This window comes from Bacteroides sp. AM54-2NS, from assembly GCF_003602935.1.
GTDB classification, from domain to species: domain Bacteria; phylum Bacteroidota; class Bacteroidia; order Bacteroidales; family Bacteroidaceae; genus Bacteroides; species Bacteroides xylanisolvens.
Genome location: NZ_QTMZ01000021.1, coordinates 41,774 through 58,084, shown reverse-complemented (window position 1 = coordinate 58,084; position 16,311 = coordinate 41,774). Strand labels below are relative to the sequence as shown.

The window sequence follows — 16,311 nt, the reverse complement described above, 5'->3', positions numbered from 1 at the left end:
CGAATGAAAAGCAACTGTTTAATAACAGACGACTCCAGTCGGCTATCCAGTCAACTCTAGTCGACTAATCAGACAACGATAGTTGTCCGAATGGCCGGCTAGAGTCAGCTGACAAGAATATTGTAAGGTGATTTATGAATTGCCGGCTCTATTCAGGCTGTTTATTATACATGTAATCGCATCCCCAAATAAACTCCTATTAGATAAGGTATAAGCCAAATGCACCAAACTACAATGCTGAAACGATTAAAATGTCTCTTTTCTATAGGCGTTCCCTTCACATAGGTCCATATCGCCCATAACGCATGTACAAACATCAGAAGAATAGCAATTGCCCCTATCACCGTATGCATTTCGTCATGCAAATGAGTCAGTTCGGCAATATGCTCCATCAGGCTTGTACCCACCGTGTCGGCCAGCAACCCGAGAAGAAAGAAAATGATATGCCAAAACTTTAATTTCCTTTGAAGACGTTCTCCCCAAACACCTATCGTATAAAACACAAGCGCAGATGAAATAACGCAAATTGCCGCTATTAAATAATGTATATCTATCTGATTCAGTTCCATAAATTTTCTTTTTCTAATAACAACAAAGCACAGGATAGATAGTTCTCGCGGTCTCAATCTTTCACAAATGCAATCCCGACTTTACAAACGACGAAAAAACGTAAACAGATTTGTCTCTTTTCACAAAAAAGTAATAAAAGGCGATTTGCAGAAACAAATAAATCGACTACCTTTGTGGGCGATTTAGAGAATCGTGACTACGTATTTTTAATTATATCACTAAAAAAAGAGCTAATTATGACTTATTCACACGAAGTGGAACACATGTGTGTTGTAAAGAAGGGCCCTAACCACGGACCGGCTCCCATACCCGAAGAAGGCAAATGGGTAAAATCTAAAGAAATCGTTGATATTTCTGGTTTGACACACGGTATCGGTTGGTGCGCTCCTCAACAAGGTGCTTGTAAACTGACACTGAACGTTAAAGAAGGTATCATTCAGGAAGCTTTAGTTGAAACTATCGGATGTTCCGGTATGACTCACTCTGCTGCTATGGCTGCTGAAATTCTTCCGGGAAAAACGATCCTTGAAGCATTGAACACTGACCTTGTTTGCGACGCTATCAATACTGCAATGCGCGAACTTTTCTTGCAAATCGTATACGGACGTACTCAATCAGCTTTCTCTGAAGGTGGTTTGATTATCGGTGCAGGTTTGGAAGACTTGGGTAAAGGTCTTCGTAGCCAGGTAGGTACTCTTTATGGTACTTTGGCTAAAGGTCCTCGTTACCTTGAAATGGCAGAAGGTTATATCAAACAAATCTTCTTGGACAAGAACGACGAAATCTGCGGATACGAATTCGTACACATGGGTAAGTTCATGGACGAAATCAAGAAAGGTACTGATGCTAACGAAGCTTTGAAGAAAGTTACAGGTACTTACGGACGCGTAACAGCAGAACAGGGAGCAGTTAAATCTATTGATCCACGTCACGAATAATATAAGGAGGAAAGAAACAATGATTAGAGAAGTAAAATTCGAAAGCCAAGACCGTCGTATCAAACAGATTATCGCTGCTTTGAACGCTAACGGCATCAAAGATATCGAAGAAGCTAACGCTATCTGTGAAGCTCATGGACTTGATCCTTATAAAACGTGTGAAGAAACTCAGCCTATCTGTTTTGAAAATGCAAAATGGGCTTATGTTGTAGGTACTGCCATTGCTATTAAAAAAGGTTGTACAAACGCTGCTGAAGCTGCTGAAGCTATCGGTATCGGTCTGCAAGCATTCTGCATCCCGGGTTCTGTAGCTGACGACCGTAAAGTTGGTATCGGCCATGGTAACCTTGCTGCTATGTTGCTGCGTGAAGAAACTAAATGTTTCGCTTTCCTGGCAGGTCACGAATCTTTCGCTGCGGCTGAAGGTGCTATCAAAATCGCTGCTAAAGCAGACAAAGTACGTAAAGAACCGTTGCGTTGTATCTTGAACGGTCTTGGAAAAGACGCTGCTCAGATCATCTCTCGTATCAACGGCTTTACATACGTTCAGACTCAATTCGATTACTTTACTGGTGAACTGAAAGTTGTTCGCGAAATCGCTTACTCTGACGGTCCTCGTGCAAAAGTAAAATGTTATGGTGCTGACGACGTTCGCGAAGGTGTAGCTATCATGTGGAAAGAAGGTGTAGACGTATCTATCACAGGTAATTCTACTAACCCGACTCGTTTCCAACATCCAGTTGCAGGTACTTACAAGAAAGAACGTGTTCTTGCTGGTAAACCATATTTCTCTGTAGCTTCAGGTGGTGGTACAGGTCGTACTCTTCACCCGGATAACATGGCTGCCGGTCCTGCTTCATACGGTATGACAGACACAATGGGTCGTATGCACTCAGACGCTCAGTTCGCTGGTTCTTCATCAGTTCCTGCTCACGTGGAAATGATGGGATTCCTCGGTATCGGTAACAACCCGATGGTAGGATGTACAGTGGCTTGTGCGGTAGACGTTGCTACTGCTTTGAGCAAGTAATTTAAGTTACTTAATACAGATAAACTCCTGTAATCCTTATGGTTGCAGGAGTTTTTTTATTTGTGGTAACTTGACTTAGATAACAGATTGAAGCACCTTGCATCACTCATTATTTGGAGTGAATGAATGGTGAATCAGTAAGGAGATAACAAGATAAATCCTGCTTTATTTAAGTCCAAACAACTCATGTAAAGAGTAGCCAATTACCCCTCAAATCAAGCCATAAACAGGTTACTTTTGCAGCCGATTTGCAGCCGAATTTGCCATTCTTAAAAAACGGCTGCAAGAATTGGCATAATCAACTATAATACAATGCGATACACTCCATATAACATTTAATTTAAAATGGAGAAACATTGTACAATGGTTTACTTTTCATTAAGAGAAAGTAAGCAAAACAAAAAAGGTCTATCACCTATTGAGGTTTCAATCACCACTAACGGAAAGAGAATCTACTTTAGTACAGGTAAACACGTACCTGCTGCTGACTGGAACAAAGAGAAGCAAGCTGTAAAAGGCAAGAGTGAAGAAGCGCAGCTAATCAACGGTTATCTGATTCAACTACGGAATAAGATATATCAAAAAGAAATTGAGCTACTCCAAAAGGGTTATCTTATCACTGCTGAACTATTAAAAGAAGCTATCACAGATAAGGTGGAAGCTCTGAACGAGAAGACTTTATTGGATGTTCTGAATGAACATAATACAGAGCGCAAAGCAATGGTAGGTAAAACTGTTGCCCCTGCCACTTATTGGGTGTTTGAATATACAGGCAGACTATTCAAAGAGTTTATTCAGAAGAAATATGAACGTAAGGACTTATATTTAAGAGAGATAAACTTAGGTTTCATTCAAGGATTCCATGCTTACCTTTTAGGAGAGAAGAAGATGGGACAAAACTCCTGCACCAAGCATTTAAAGTTCTTAAAGAAGTTACTAAATTTAGCTGTCGCCAACTCTTATATATCCTACAATCCTGTAAATGCTTATAAAGTAGAACGTGAACCCGTAGAAGTGGATTTCTTGGATGAAGAAGAATTGAGGAAGATTATTAACTTTGATACTCCGCTGCCACGATTGGAGCGTGCTAAAGATATGTTCCTCTTTGGGTGCTTCACTGGGCTTAGTTACATTGACATTAAGACCTTGACACCAGAGCACTTTGAGAAAGACAGTACAGGCAGAATATGGATTAAGAAGCGTAGAGTTAAAACAGGAGTTCTATCACGCATCCCCCTACTCCCTATCGCCAAACTGATATTGGATAAGTACAAGGGTGGAGAGAAACTACTCCCTATTCAAGACCCTGCGGACATCAACAAATATCTAAAGGATATAGCTATACTCTGTGGAATTAATAAGCGAATCTGCTTCCACACAAGTAGGCATACATTTGCAAGTACCGTTACTTTAGCCAATAACATATCTCTGGAAGTCGTTTCTAAGATGTTGGGACATACCAATACACGAATGACTGCCCACTATGCAAAGCTAATAGACAAGTGCATAGGTGAGCAGATGGATAAACTCATGGATACGTTTACAGGAGCTTCTGATTACTAAAGCATATCCTATCCACAAATTCCTCACTTGTAGCAATGCAGGTGGGGATTATTTTTTAATTTTGCCTTAAACTAATAATTATGGAGAAGCTAAAGGAAGATTACATAAGCATTGATACTCGTTTGGAATACATGGAAGCCATAGCCGTTAAATATGTTCCAGACGTAGATATAGACCCAGCCACAGGAGAAAGATACGTCTGCGGCACTACCGCCTTACCCCTATTCATAAGAAGATACAATCAGAATGAACTATATGGTAATTTCACATACGAAGATTATATAGCCAATGAGGACATACAGAATACATTGAAAGGTTTGGGAGTTGATATAGATAAGTTCTGGTTTCTACTTCTGTTCATCTTTGACTATACTTGTGGAACGTGCTTGGACGGAATGAAAGCTACAGGCATTGGAATAGAACAACTCATCAAATTCGCCAAAGCCATAGCTGACAACCATAAGGAGATTAACCAATTTGGAGTAAGTTTTAAAAAGCCTATTACCGTCTCTGTAAAGATTGAAGGCAAGCATCAGATAGTAATTGACAATGCCAATGCAATAGGTTACTTGGCTACTATCATTGCCAACAACCTAAAAGAGATAGAGGAACATCCTTGGATGCAGAACCAACAAGTCAGCATAAGCACCCATGCAGAAGAAAAGGAATCCGTTCAGATATGGCTGTTCTATAAGATGTTCAATGACTTCTTCAATTTAGAGCCATATAATAAGCTGTTTAATGTCAGACAGAAGAAAGGAAGCACCATATCACTTAGTAAGACATTGCTCATATCAAGGCTTATCTACTTCACTAAGCTATCTAAACATAGTAAATTCTCAGATGATGAAGATGTCCTAAAAGGTTACATCAAGCAATATAAAGACAAGAGAATTGATACTGCGAACAGCATATACTTCTAATAAACTTCTGATAATTAATACAGTCCTGCTCCGTACCATTAAGAGGGTACATAAGAGCAGGACTTTTTTTCTCTCTTTTAATCCTGCCATTATATCCCATCTTTGCAGCGTCAAAACGATAGCGGACGAGCTGACAATTAAGAGGGGAAGTAAAACCACCCATTAATTTCTCTCTTTTAATCAGCCCAGAAGCAAGTAGTTTTGCAGCGTAATCAGAAAGCCAAGTGCGCATAGGTTGGACGGTTACAAAGAACTTAATTTGATAATTAAAAACAAGATGACAATGAAAACAATGACTAAGACAGCAGGAAAGACTGCAACCAGCAAATCAGTAGCTAATGCTAAAGCAGGAAAGGCAGTGCGCACTCTCAGCTTACAACAACAGTTGATTAAAGCTGAAAGAGATTTGAAGAACATAGTTAACAGACAGTTGGGAGAAACCGTTCTACACGCCCAAGAGTTAATTGTGAAACAATTAAAGCAGGCTATTGAAGAGAAGAATAGTAAAGCCCTCACACTTAAAGACGAACCTATTACATTCCAATTAACTAAAACTGAGGAGAAGGTCTCTAAGAAGATTGCCTTTGTAAAACATAACAGAAGCATTGATTCAAAGAAAGTAGATACGTTCATTGCTATTATTGACAATGGCAAATATGAAGAAGCCTATCCCATCATCGTGATAGAAGCTTCAAAACTAATAAAGGCAGGATATGTCGTAACAGATGTAAACGGTAGAGTTCTGACAGAAGAAGAGGCAGAAGGCTACTTTGTAATCTTGGACGGTCAACACAGAAGCACAGCATTTGCCAAACTAAACTCTGTCAAAGGTAATATGACTATCCCCAATGTCTTTGTTAAGGATATTAAGGATATAGGAACTTATTTGGAAGAAATCAACAGAGTTGGTAATTGGGATATGAAAGCCAAGATAGGGGTTGCTGCCTTGACATCCAAAGATGAACTCTTTGAGAATATGGCTGAACTAATCCAACAGGGATTCAATCCTACGACAGCAGGTCTGATTTATACCAAGAAGAACATTCCAGAGAAGATATTGAACAAGGTTTTAAGAAGAGAAGAATACAATCTACCAAAAGATGCCATAGTTGACATCAAGAGAGGTAACGATTTTATAACTCTATGCAAAGCTGCCAAAATCAGCGTCACATTTCTCACTAAACGTTACTTCATTAAAGGATTTAACAGTTATGCTAAAGTACATGGCGAAGAACAAGCATTCAAGGCTTTGGATAAGCTAAAACAATTAGAACTTAATGATGACAAACTAAAGAAAATAAAGGAAGATGATGATTTTCAAGCAATGCTACAAAATGCTTTAGAAGCATAATACATACTACGGAGCAAAGCCCATGTGACAGGTGGGCTTGTTCTCCCCAAGTTCTTAGAAATTCTGAATAGTCTAAAGTCTGATTACTAAATGTGTGGTCTTATCATTAGTTTCTCACTTATGGAGTTACTATCTTTACAGTACTACAAGCAGATAATCCCACCACATAGATTGACGGACTTACAAACTATTCAGAATATCTAAAATGGAAGAATTTACTTATGAGCAGATAAGAGTTAAGGCTCTTAAACAGGGAGCAAAAGATAACAAGGTTCACATTGGATTGTGGGCTAATCTTAATAACTATCTAAAGACAAGGAGAAAGAAGAATGGAAAGGTTGCTACCTATTATATCTCATTGCAGAAGTTGGCTTATTAATTCACTGATATTTAAACTGATATGATAATTCATCTGCCAACAGGAAAGAAGTTTCACAACAGAAAGGAAGCCAAGATATACTTTGGAACTGCCTACTATTACAGGATGGAACGAGAGAAGAAAGATTTAATGTTTACCAATACTATTCAATCAGCTACTAATGAATATGAAGATACCTCAAAGATACCTGCAAAACAGGACAAGTAACATTAGGCAGGATTATGCTACCATTAACAAGTCTATTGTAGATAAACTCAATCCACCCAATTTGTACAGGTTCTTCTGTCTGTCCTTATATAGAAACGACTATTATAAGGTCAGATGGAGAATCAAAGACTTAGCCAAACGAACTGGAGAGAAAGAGGACGCATTAAAGAACTTCAATAAGGATATAGAGGCAGTGCTGATTAGAAAGAGATATAGGGAAGCTATCAACCATCCTCTTATAGAATTTGTAATGAGGAGCATTTACTGCATTCCACCCATTGAACATCCCAACTTCATAACACTGTCCTGCCTCTTTATGACAGTGGATTTGAATATTAAAGTGAAAGGATATTATATCAAGCTCCTATTAATAGCAGAGAACAACAAGATACTGCTTACTCCTAATAAGTTGGCTGACAAATTGGGAATGGGTAAGAAAAATGTAGAGAGTTACAATCTGGATTTATATAATGCAGGTCTGTTAAAATTCATACCCAAAGGGATAGAACTTACTCCAAAGGAACTATTATTAGACAATGATATAGCCAAACAACGTAAGGAGTGGAATCCAACCAACTCAAAAAACGTGGTTAAGATAGCTTTCAAGTCCAAATAACAGGCAAGTAGGATTATTCGTACTGTTTATTAATATATTAAGAGATAGTACGAATAATCCCCACTCTGTCTTATTCTGACTTTAGAAGCATCTAAAGTTGAATTTCTACGATAAGGGTAAGCAGCCCTTATGAATGCTACTTCGTAATGACAATTTTAAACCATCAGAGTAATGCACAAGACACCCCTACCAACATAAACACCCCCTCATAGCTCTTAAATAAAAAGAATGCTTTAGAAATGCAGTCTGATAGCTGACAGGAATAAGCATTCTTATTAATCCAAGAGCAGGCACGATGCACTATTGCCACAGCCTGCCAATAATTTACTAATGCTCCTCATTTCCTTTGAAAGAATCTTTAGGGAAAGACATAGGACAGCCTAAGATGCAAGCGAAGAAATTCACTTGTGTTTTAGGTTTGTTCTTGTTAAATCCATTCAATCAATAACCATTTAATTCAATTTCATTATGAGAGATTTAGTAATTATGCCAGCTATGGCACAGCGTAGAGAATCATTAAACATGGGTGAGTTTGCAGAAGAAGCAATCATTGTAGAAGAAGTTACAGCACCCAAGAAAGTAAACCATTTCATTGAAGCAAATACGCAGGAAGTAACCTTACAGCACCTACAACAAGACTGCATCATTCCAAGTTTTGCATCAATGGAAGAAACTATTAGTCACCAATCCCTTATAGGTGCAGTAGTGGATGCAGCTAAAGATTACTTTCATGGAGAGCAGTTTGATATGCCAGAGATTAGAATTTCACACCCTATCAATGGTAGAATACCAAGTGCATTAGGTAAGAAGGCTTCTGAACTGACTGATGAAGAGAAAACTTTGTTCTATCAGAGAATGTGTTTCTGCTTTGAAATTCCATCCATTGTACACGATGAATACGGTAATCGTTTAGCATTATCCATTGGTGGAGTGAGAGCATATAACGAGATTAACTTGTACAGTAAGAAGTCTGTTGAGAGATTTAAAATCTTCATAGGATTTAGAAATAGAGTTTGCAGTAATCTCATGCTCACCACTGACGGTTTGCAGGATAAGATAGAAGTCCTAAGCGTACAGGAACTATATGCAGCAGCATTGAATCTGTTCCATGCTTACAACCCATCCAAAGACCTACATTTGTTAAGAACACTTGGCAGATGTCAATCTCAACAAGCGAGTTCTGTCAAATAATAGGCAGGATGAGATTATATCAAGCTCTTACACCCAACCAACAGAAACGCTTACCTCGTCTATTGTTGGGAGACAGTCAAATTAATGCAGCTTGTAGAGCATTCGTTTCTGATGTGAATTTCAAGAGTACAGGGGACAGCATTACAGGCTGGCAGCTCTTAAACCTGCTCAATGGTTCTGTAAAGTCAAGTTACATTGATAACTTCTTGGAGAGGAATCTTAACTGTACAGAGTTTGTACAAGGCATTCAACGTGCCAAATTAGGAGATAGTGAATACGCTTGGTTCTTGGGCTGGGTGGATTGTTGATTGAGAGAGGAAAGGGCAGCTATTAGGTTAGTTGTCCTTTCTTTATTTCTACCAACTTATTAAACATTGTACATTATGGATATAGATTATACTGTGGGTGAAGTGGAACTGTCCTACAAGCCCAAATTCAAGAAACTGCATAAGGTAATCAGTTCAGAGGATGCTTATAGATACTTGCTTCCTACCTATAAGGAGGGTACAATCTGTTACAAAGAATACTTCAAAGTTCTGTTTCTAAACCAAGCCAGCCAAATCTTAGGTTACACGCTCATATCAGAGGGAGGAATAACAGACACAACCGTTGACGTAAGAGTAATTTTACAAGTTGCATTGCTTACCAATTCAGTAGCTATCATTCTTGCACATAATCATCCAAGTGGTAATCTGAAACCAAGCAGGCAGGATATGGAGATTACTAAACAGGTTAAGGATGCTGCAAAACTTATGAGAATTACAGTTTCAGACCACCTCATACTTACAGATACAGGATATTACAGCTTCGCTGACGAGGGAGAATTATAATAAGGTAGAGGGCACTCAATTTCCAAGTTGGGTGTCCTTATCATATTCACTTCTGCTATTAGTGAATGTTCCTTTAGTAATCAATGAGTTAGTAAATCCAACTCAGAATTAATATTCACTTCTATTCGTTTCATTATAAAACAGAACATTATGTCGCTTAAATATTCAAGTACAACGGCAGACTATCTTGTTTGGTCTGATGCAATGAACCTCATAAGGAAGTTAGCTAAAGATGAGAATTATAAAATCTCACTCCTTATTAGTTTGGGATGCTTCACAGGATTAAGAATATCTGATATTCTATCTCTAAGATGGAAGCAGATATTAGGTACTGACGAGTTTACAGTAATTGAGCAAAAGACAGGCAAGGTAAGAACTATCAGACTAAACCCACAATTACAACATCATATTAAAGAGTGCCACGAGCATATAAATCCTATTGGAATCAATGCACCAATCCTTATAAGTCAGAAAGGCACTATCTTCACAGTCCAAAGAATCAATATCATTCTTAAAGAGGTGAAGAAGAAGTACAGGTTGAAGATTAAGAACTTTAGCTGCCATTCACTTAGAAAGACTTTTGGCAGGCAGGTCTATAATATGAACAGTGATAATGCTGAACTTGCCTTAGTAAAGCTGATGGAACTGTTCAACCATAGTTCTGTTGCCATTACTAAAAGATACTTGGGGTTAAGGCAGGAAGAAATCTTACAGACTTATGACTGTTTGAGCTTCTGATTAATTGGGACAGGATTATTAAGATTCATCTTTATAATGGTCTGAACAGTTCTGTCCCAAATCCATAAAATTTTGAGCTTAGATATATCTAAAGTCCAATCTTGGCAGTTTGGCATTTCAGCCTTATAGAAGTAAGTCAATTCCATAAGTTTATAGAGTTTAGAACTATCTCAGCTCTTATTAGTCATGTTACAGGTAGCACTTCTTGAATATCCAACAATATGCTGACTTAAAGATAATAATTCAAGGTAGGTAAGAATGTTCAGAATTTAGTTTTTATATGGAGAGAAGTGAATTTGATACCCACATGGATTTAGAGAGTTCAGATGCAACTCTGATTAAATATTCCATTAATTCCTTGTTTAGTAACACAATAATTACTATTTCTCCTTATTCCATGCCTATTAATTTAGAACCTTTCACTATCTTTGCACCAATTCCAATGAACTAATGCGTTAGGGAGTTGGAAGGACATATTTAACGAAAGGTGTTATTGAAATTATCTTCTATTCTCAAATTCTCGCAAAATTTGAAACGCTGTGAAGATGATAGCAGTAGCACCCACACTTGGATATATACCTACCTCATATCTGTGAGGTTTCTATATGCCTTTTGGTGTGGGTCGCTATTGTTTTATCCACAGCAAAGGCAATGCGAGAAGCCTGAGAATAGGGTAAAGCAAATAGTGTTCCCACATCTTTTTTTATTTATGGCTTACCGCAGGGAACAAGTGAGCATATAAATTATTACTATGAAATGTCCTCAATGTGGAAGTGAATGGCACTCTGCCAAAGAAGTGGATAGATGCCCTTTCTGTGATTATATCTTTCCTAAAGAAAATGTTGATTTAGATTTTCTTTATGAAGAAATTAGAATAGACACAGAGGGATTTAAAAAAAATCTCTTTAAAGCAGGTCATTTAACTGTAAAATTGCTTACATTTCATTCGCATACAGTGTCTTGGGATGAATTAAGTAGCAATATATATGTAGATTGGAATGAAGACTTCATAGAAAAATTTCAATCAAAATTGAATTGGAATAATTTATCATGGAATCCCTCTCTACCATGGTCTATCGAATTTATAAATAAATTCAAAGATAAATGGGATTGGAAAGCTCTATCGTTAAATGAATCGTTGCCATGGTCTATCCAATTTATCCGTAGTTTTAGTGATAAATGGGATTGGGAAGCTTTATCATCTAACAAATCGTTATCCCTATCTTCTGGAACAATTATATCTTTTTATAACTATTGGGATTGGAAAGTCTTGTCAAAAAACGAATCGCTACAATTATCTATTGATATGATTACAGCATTTAAAGATAAATGGAATTGGGAAGCTTTATCATCAAACAAAGCATTGCCTTTGTCTATTGAATTAATCAATTCATTTATAAATAATTGGGATTGGCACTACTTAAGCATGAATATTGCAACAAATGCTACCGACCAATTAATAGATTACTTCAAAGACAAGATACATTGGCAATGGGGATTTTGTAGTGGAGACTACTATGGCTGTTCTTTGCATCAAACCATACCTTGGTCTATCAATTTTTTACATAAATACTCTTCATATATAGATAGGTGTGACATGGGATGGGAACTTTTGAGTAGCAATACCAATGTTCCTATTTCCTATGCTTTATTTAAGGAATTTGTTCACAAGTGGAACTTTGAAAGTTTAGCAAAAAATGAATCTCTACAATGGAATGAAGCCATGTTCACCATTTATAAAGATTATTGGATTGATAAATATAGTTATTATAATGCTGGGAAATTTTATGAATCATTTTGTCGTAATGCACCTTTAAGCGATGACTATATATATCAAAATGAAAATCTTATCATATTCGAAGTTCTAAGTTTAAATAAGAAAATTAAATGGAATGAAAAACTTATTGATAGATACAAAGAACGTTTAGATTGGGATGCACTCAGCAGAAACCCTGCATTGCCATGGAATGAGGAATTATATTATAGGTTTAAAAACAAATGGGATACGATAGGTTTATTGAATAGCACATTTATACCCATCAATATAAAAAAAATTATTATCCCCAATTATATTGATAGGAGCTATAAAACTTTAGATAAACGAGATAAATACATTCGCTTATTACGTGAAGGAGAAATTGATTACTTTTTATTTTTTATCTAATGAAACGAATTTTACTTAATACATTATTTTTAATATATTCTTTAGCTTCTTATGCTGGAGATAGGTTACCTCGTGAAGAACCTTTTTCTTTTACAGATATAATATTCGCCTTACTATGTGCTATATTAATTCCGCTGTTCATGGCATTAAAAGACAAAAATAAAAAGTAACCTATTTGATAGAACATATAGATATGGGAAAAGCCAAAATAATATTTACATCCTTAATAATGGTGTGCACATTTTTATATTCATGTAAATATAAAGAGTGTAAGAATGAACTATTAAGCAGTAATTTAGATAACGCTCTACAAGTCAAAGCTACCTCTATCTTAGAAAATAAGCTAATTGAACTTAATGCCTTATCTGGGCAAGCTATCATTATGGAAATCCAGACAGGGCATATAAAGGCTATGGTTGGACTTGATAGGAAAGACAGTGCAGACTACCAGCCTTGTAAGAACTTCTCCCAAGCACACGAATCAGCATTAATACAACCTATATCCATATTGGCTGCATTGGAATCTGGAAAGGTGACTTTATCAAACAAAGTAGATGTTGGTAATGGAATCTATTCTATACAGGATAGAGAATTGAAAGACCATAATTGGCATAGAGGTGGATATGGTGAAATCTCTATCAAGCAAGGTTTGGCTTCAAGTTCAAATATTGCTGTTTATAAAACAATGGAGAAAGCATTTGGTAACGATGCACAAGCATACTTCAATCTATTGAAGAATATGAGTTATGGTAAACCAGACAGCATCGCAGGAATAGCTAATCTGAAACCTGCATATTTTGTTACTCCTAAAGATAGTGGTTGGAGTGATACAGCTTTTGCATGGTTCTGCATTGGATATAATCAGACTATTACTCCCGTACAAACACTAACCTTTTATAATGCTATTGCTAATAGTGGAAAGATGGTACAGCCTCAACTTTACAAAGACAGTACAACAGTTATCAATCCACAGATAGCAAGTCAAGCCAACATTGACAGTCTGAAACAGGCATTGGAATATGTGGTGACTGATGGCTTAGGACAACCTGCCAAGTCAAATAAGACACAAGTTGCAGGTGAGACAGGGACAGTACAGCTTGAAGATGGAAGCTATATTGTAGAGTTCTGCGGCTACTTCCCTACTGATGCTCCCCAATATTCTATTATTGTTTCCATCCATAAAGAGGGACTACCTGCAAGTGGTGGATTAATGGCAGGTGATGTGTTTAGGCAAATTACAGAATATATTTCTACTTACAATAAATATTTTAATTCAAAATGAAAACTTTAAGATTAATTGGAATGACCTTGTTAATGGTCATGTTGGCTGTAAACTTTACAGCTTGTAGCGATGATGAAGAAGAACAGACAATCATTGACCAAGCCAACCTTATAGGTAAATGGCAGTCCACTTGGGAGAAGGTTCACAAAGTGGAGAATGGCAAGGAAGTTGTCACCTCTGATGAAGCCTACACCAATGGCTTATGGGAGTTCAAAGCTGACGGTACTTGCACAGAAGGCTATGCGGACGGTGGATATACAGAAACAAGTCGCTGGTCTTTGAAAGGCAATAAGCTGACTATCTCTTACGATGACGGTTATTCGGATGTCCTTACTATCAATGAGCTTACAGCTAATAAATTGGTTCTCGCCTTTGAGGATTGGAATAATACGGATGACGGTGGTTTAGAGTTAGACGATATTACTACGACCACCTACAAGAAGATTAACTAATTGCCAAACTAATTTAAGGTAGGGCAGCATTTGAGGGAACTCTTATGCTGCTTCTCTTTATATAGAATGTTCCACAACACCCCATTCGCAAGATATAACAACCAAAGCATTGCTATTAAAAGAGGAATGATTACCTTTGTCTTAAACTCATAATCAAACAAATTATGGAATACATCAACGAATTTCACAAAGAATGGATAGAACGCACTCGTCAATCAATAGCCTCTTGGAGCAAGCGACCTGCATCGCCAAAAGAAGTAAGGAAGCAGCAGGAGAAACTGAATCAACAGAGGGCTATAAGAGAAGACAAACAGAAGAACTGATAAAGTTTGCCAATGACAATGGTCTATGGATTGACTTATCACACCTCAATATTACTTATATGGATAGAGGTGGTGAGAATGAAGTGTTCCATGATGGTAATGTGTCTGTTGTAAAATTAAATAACTTTGAGTACGCAGGGGATGATTTAGAGAACTTCTTCATCCGCATTGCTGCACATAACAAGTTCTTTGGCAATGTGCCTTATCAAATGATAGGCTTCGCTTATAACAGTCAGCAAGAATTTTGCGCAGTTCTCGTACAACCTTATATATTAGCTGAACGAGAAGCTACGGAAGACGAGATAGCTGCTTATATGCAAGCATTAGGCTTTGAAATGGACTATTACGACGAATACCATAATTCGGATTATGAAGTGTTTGATGCAGTTCCCAATAATGTACTTTATGGCATAGACGGAGATTTATACTTCATTGACACGCAAATTAGATTACGGTCTTAACTCCATTAGGAGTACTCTCATCTAAAGGGTAACGCATAGGCATTTGCCCATGATGCAGCCCTTTTTGATAATTCGTTCTTTTATTTACTAACAAGGAGTTTACCCATTGCTATTATAGCATTGATTAATAACAGCTTGCAAATACTTACAGGGATGCTGTGTCGCTGCTTCTTATGGTATGACAGATACGATGGGTCGTATGCACTCAGACGCTCAGTTCGCCGGTTCATCCTCAGTTCCTGCTCACGTAGAAATGATGGGATTCCTTGGAATTGGTAACAATCCTATGGTAGGTTGTACAGTGGCTTGCGCTGTTGACGTAGCTCAGGCCTTGAGTAAGTAATTCAAATAATTACCATATAGTAAATCCCTGTAACTGATAAGGTTATGGGGATTTTTATTTTCAGTATGTTCGTAGGTTGAACTGCTGATTTACCTCTCTCCTACCTTTCTAATATAGTTTAGTTTTGTATTCCTACCTAATACTGATTTCACTTTACTAAGATGGATATAGATACTACTTTAAACTAAAAAAGAAAGTATTTATTAGTCCAATGCAAAAAAAGTAGAGTATTAATACAACTATCCCTAATGATACCTTGTTAAAGTAAGAGTTATTAATTATCTTTGCATTGAAAGGAGATACACCTATGAAGCTGATTGAAAATAATATCCAAAAGATAATTGACCTATGCAAAAAACATAAGGTACATAAATTATTTGTCTTTGGTTCTGTTCTTACGAGTCGTTTTAATGACAACAGCGATGTTGATTTAGTTGTCGATTTTAATAAGGCAGAAGTAAGCGATTACTTTGATAATTTCTTTGATTTCAAATATGCTTTAGAAAATTTGTTTGGTAGAAAAGTAGATTTACTGGAAGAACAGACTATTAAGAATCCATATTTGAAGAAGAATGTGGATGCAACTAAAACTTTAATCTATGGATGAGTTAATAAAGAAACACTTGCAAGATATTCTAACTGCCATTGAAGAAGTAGAAAGTTTCTTCGGCAATGCTCCTAAAGTTTATGATGACTTCTATAGTAACCTATGCCTTAGACGAGCCGTTGAAAGAAACATAGAAATTATTGGTGAAGCTATGAATAGAATACTAAAAGTTGATAAAGATATAGCTATAACCAATTCTCGTAAAATAGTAGATGCCAGGAATTATATCATACATGGCTATGATAGTCTATCCGTAGATATACTTTGGAGTATGGTTATTAATCATTTACCAAAACTAAAAAATGAAGTAACAGCATTACTAAATATATAAGGTTTGTGACTT

At 36.9% G+C, this 16,311-nt stretch carries 17 protein-coding genes and 2 pseudogenes; 18 read left to right on the top strand and 1 reads right to left on the bottom strand.

From position 1 onward, the window contains the following. Positions 1-164: 164 nt before the first annotated feature. Positions 165-569 carry an HsmA family protein gene (locus DXA05_RS14280; protein WP_008021711.1) on the bottom strand — a complete coding sequence of 135 codons (405 nt, stop codon included), beginning with the start codon at positions 567-569 and terminating at the stop codon, positions 165-167. Between the two features lie 237 nt (positions 570-806). Here DXA05_RS14280 and DXA05_RS14275 point away from each other — a divergent pair, with 237 nt between their 5' ends. The 18 genes and pseudogenes from DXA05_RS14275 (at position 807) to DXA05_RS14185 (ending at position 16,299) form a co-directional block, all read left to right on the top strand. Continuing rightward, positions 807-1,508, top strand: coding sequence for an iron-sulfur cluster assembly scaffold protein (locus DXA05_RS14275; RefSeq protein WP_007759112.1), 702 nt, complete (start codon positions 807-809; stop codon positions 1,506-1,508). Between the two features lie 19 nt (positions 1,509-1,527). Beyond that, complete coding sequence (locus DXA05_RS14270) at positions 1,528-2,538, top strand: GGGtGRT protein (RefSeq protein WP_128859293.1); 1,011 nt, start codon at positions 1,528-1,530, stop codon at positions 2,536-2,538. Positions 2,539-2,883: 345 nt separating this feature from the next. Next, positions 2,884-4,101 carry a site-specific integrase gene (locus tag DXA05_RS14265; protein ID WP_128859292.1) on the top strand — a complete coding sequence of 406 codons (1,218 nt, stop codon included), beginning with the start codon at positions 2,884-2,886 and terminating at the stop codon, positions 4,099-4,101. 80 nt (positions 4,102-4,181) lie between these two features. After that, a complete protein-coding gene (locus DXA05_RS14260) occupies positions 4,182-5,024 on the top strand; it encodes a hypothetical protein (protein WP_004310791.1) in 843 nt (280 codons plus the stop codon). Between the two features lie 283 nt (positions 5,025-5,307). After that, the gene (locus tag DXA05_RS14250) at positions 5,308-6,375 is read left to right on the top strand and encodes a hypothetical protein (protein ID WP_004310790.1); all 1,068 of its coding nucleotides are present in this window, start codon (positions 5,308-5,310) and stop codon (positions 6,373-6,375) included. 205 nt (positions 6,376-6,580) lie between these two features. Further along, on the top strand, positions 6,581-6,754 hold the full coding sequence (locus DXA05_RS26525) for a hypothetical protein (RefSeq protein WP_165861520.1): 174 nt from the start codon (positions 6,581-6,583) through the stop codon (positions 6,752-6,754). Between the two features lie 21 nt (positions 6,755-6,775). Further along, the gene (locus DXA05_RS14245) at positions 6,776-6,961 is read left to right on the top strand and encodes a hypothetical protein (RefSeq protein ID WP_004310789.1); all 186 of its coding nucleotides are present in this window, start codon (positions 6,776-6,778) and stop codon (positions 6,959-6,961) included. Then, entirely contained in the window at positions 6,921-7,577 is a 657-nt protein-coding gene (locus DXA05_RS14240; protein ID WP_007480357.1) for a hypothetical protein, read from the top strand. Before DXA05_RS14245 ends, DXA05_RS14240 begins: the two co-directional genes overlap by 41 nt. Positions 7,578-8,045: 468 nt before the next feature. Next, positions 8,046-9,076 (top strand): annotated as a pseudogene (locus tag DXA05_RS14235) (DUF3871 family protein). A 75-nt stretch (positions 9,077-9,151) separates the two neighbouring features. Further along, entirely contained in the window at positions 9,152-9,598 is a 447-nt protein-coding gene (locus DXA05_RS14230; RefSeq protein ID WP_007480354.1) for a JAB domain-containing protein, read from the top strand. Positions 9,599-9,748: 150 nt separating this feature from the next. Beyond that, entirely contained in the window at positions 9,749-10,336 is a 588-nt protein-coding gene (locus DXA05_RS14225) for a tyrosine-type recombinase/integrase (RefSeq protein ID WP_007480352.1), read from the top strand. A 751-nt stretch (positions 10,337-11,087) separates the two neighbouring features. Further along, positions 11,088-12,500, top strand: coding sequence for a hypothetical protein (locus tag DXA05_RS14215; protein ID WP_007480349.1), 1,413 nt, complete (start codon positions 11,088-11,090; stop codon positions 12,498-12,500). A gap of 193 nt (positions 12,501-12,693) precedes the next feature. Next, positions 12,694-13,782, top strand: coding sequence for a penicillin-binding transpeptidase domain-containing protein (locus DXA05_RS14210; RefSeq protein ID WP_128859299.1), 1,089 nt, complete (start codon positions 12,694-12,696; stop codon positions 13,780-13,782). Then, positions 13,779-14,234, top strand: coding sequence for a lipocalin family protein (locus DXA05_RS14205; RefSeq protein WP_128859291.1), 456 nt, complete (start codon positions 13,779-13,781; stop codon positions 14,232-14,234). Before DXA05_RS14210 ends, DXA05_RS14205 begins: the two co-directional genes overlap by 4 nt. A gap of 193 nt (positions 14,235-14,427) precedes the next feature. Then, positions 14,428-15,018 carry a hypothetical protein gene (locus tag DXA05_RS14200; RefSeq protein WP_118439126.1) on the top strand — a complete coding sequence of 197 codons (591 nt, stop codon included), beginning with the start codon at positions 14,428-14,430 and terminating at the stop codon, positions 15,016-15,018. A gap of 166 nt (positions 15,019-15,184) precedes the next feature. Further along, positions 15,185-15,361, top strand: a pseudogene (locus DXA05_RS14195) (GGGtGRT protein); the annotation flags it as partial. 307 nt (positions 15,362-15,668) lie between these two features. After that, positions 15,669-15,968: a nucleotidyltransferase domain-containing protein gene (locus DXA05_RS14190; protein WP_008021707.1), complete on the top strand. Its 300-nt coding sequence runs from the start codon at positions 15,669-15,671 to the stop codon at positions 15,966-15,968. Next, positions 15,961-16,299: a HepT-like ribonuclease domain-containing protein gene (locus DXA05_RS14185; RefSeq protein ID WP_004315993.1), complete on the top strand. Its 339-nt coding sequence runs from the start codon at positions 15,961-15,963 to the stop codon at positions 16,297-16,299. Before DXA05_RS14190 ends, DXA05_RS14185 begins: the two co-directional genes overlap by 8 nt. Positions 16,300-16,311 lie beyond the last annotated feature (12 nt).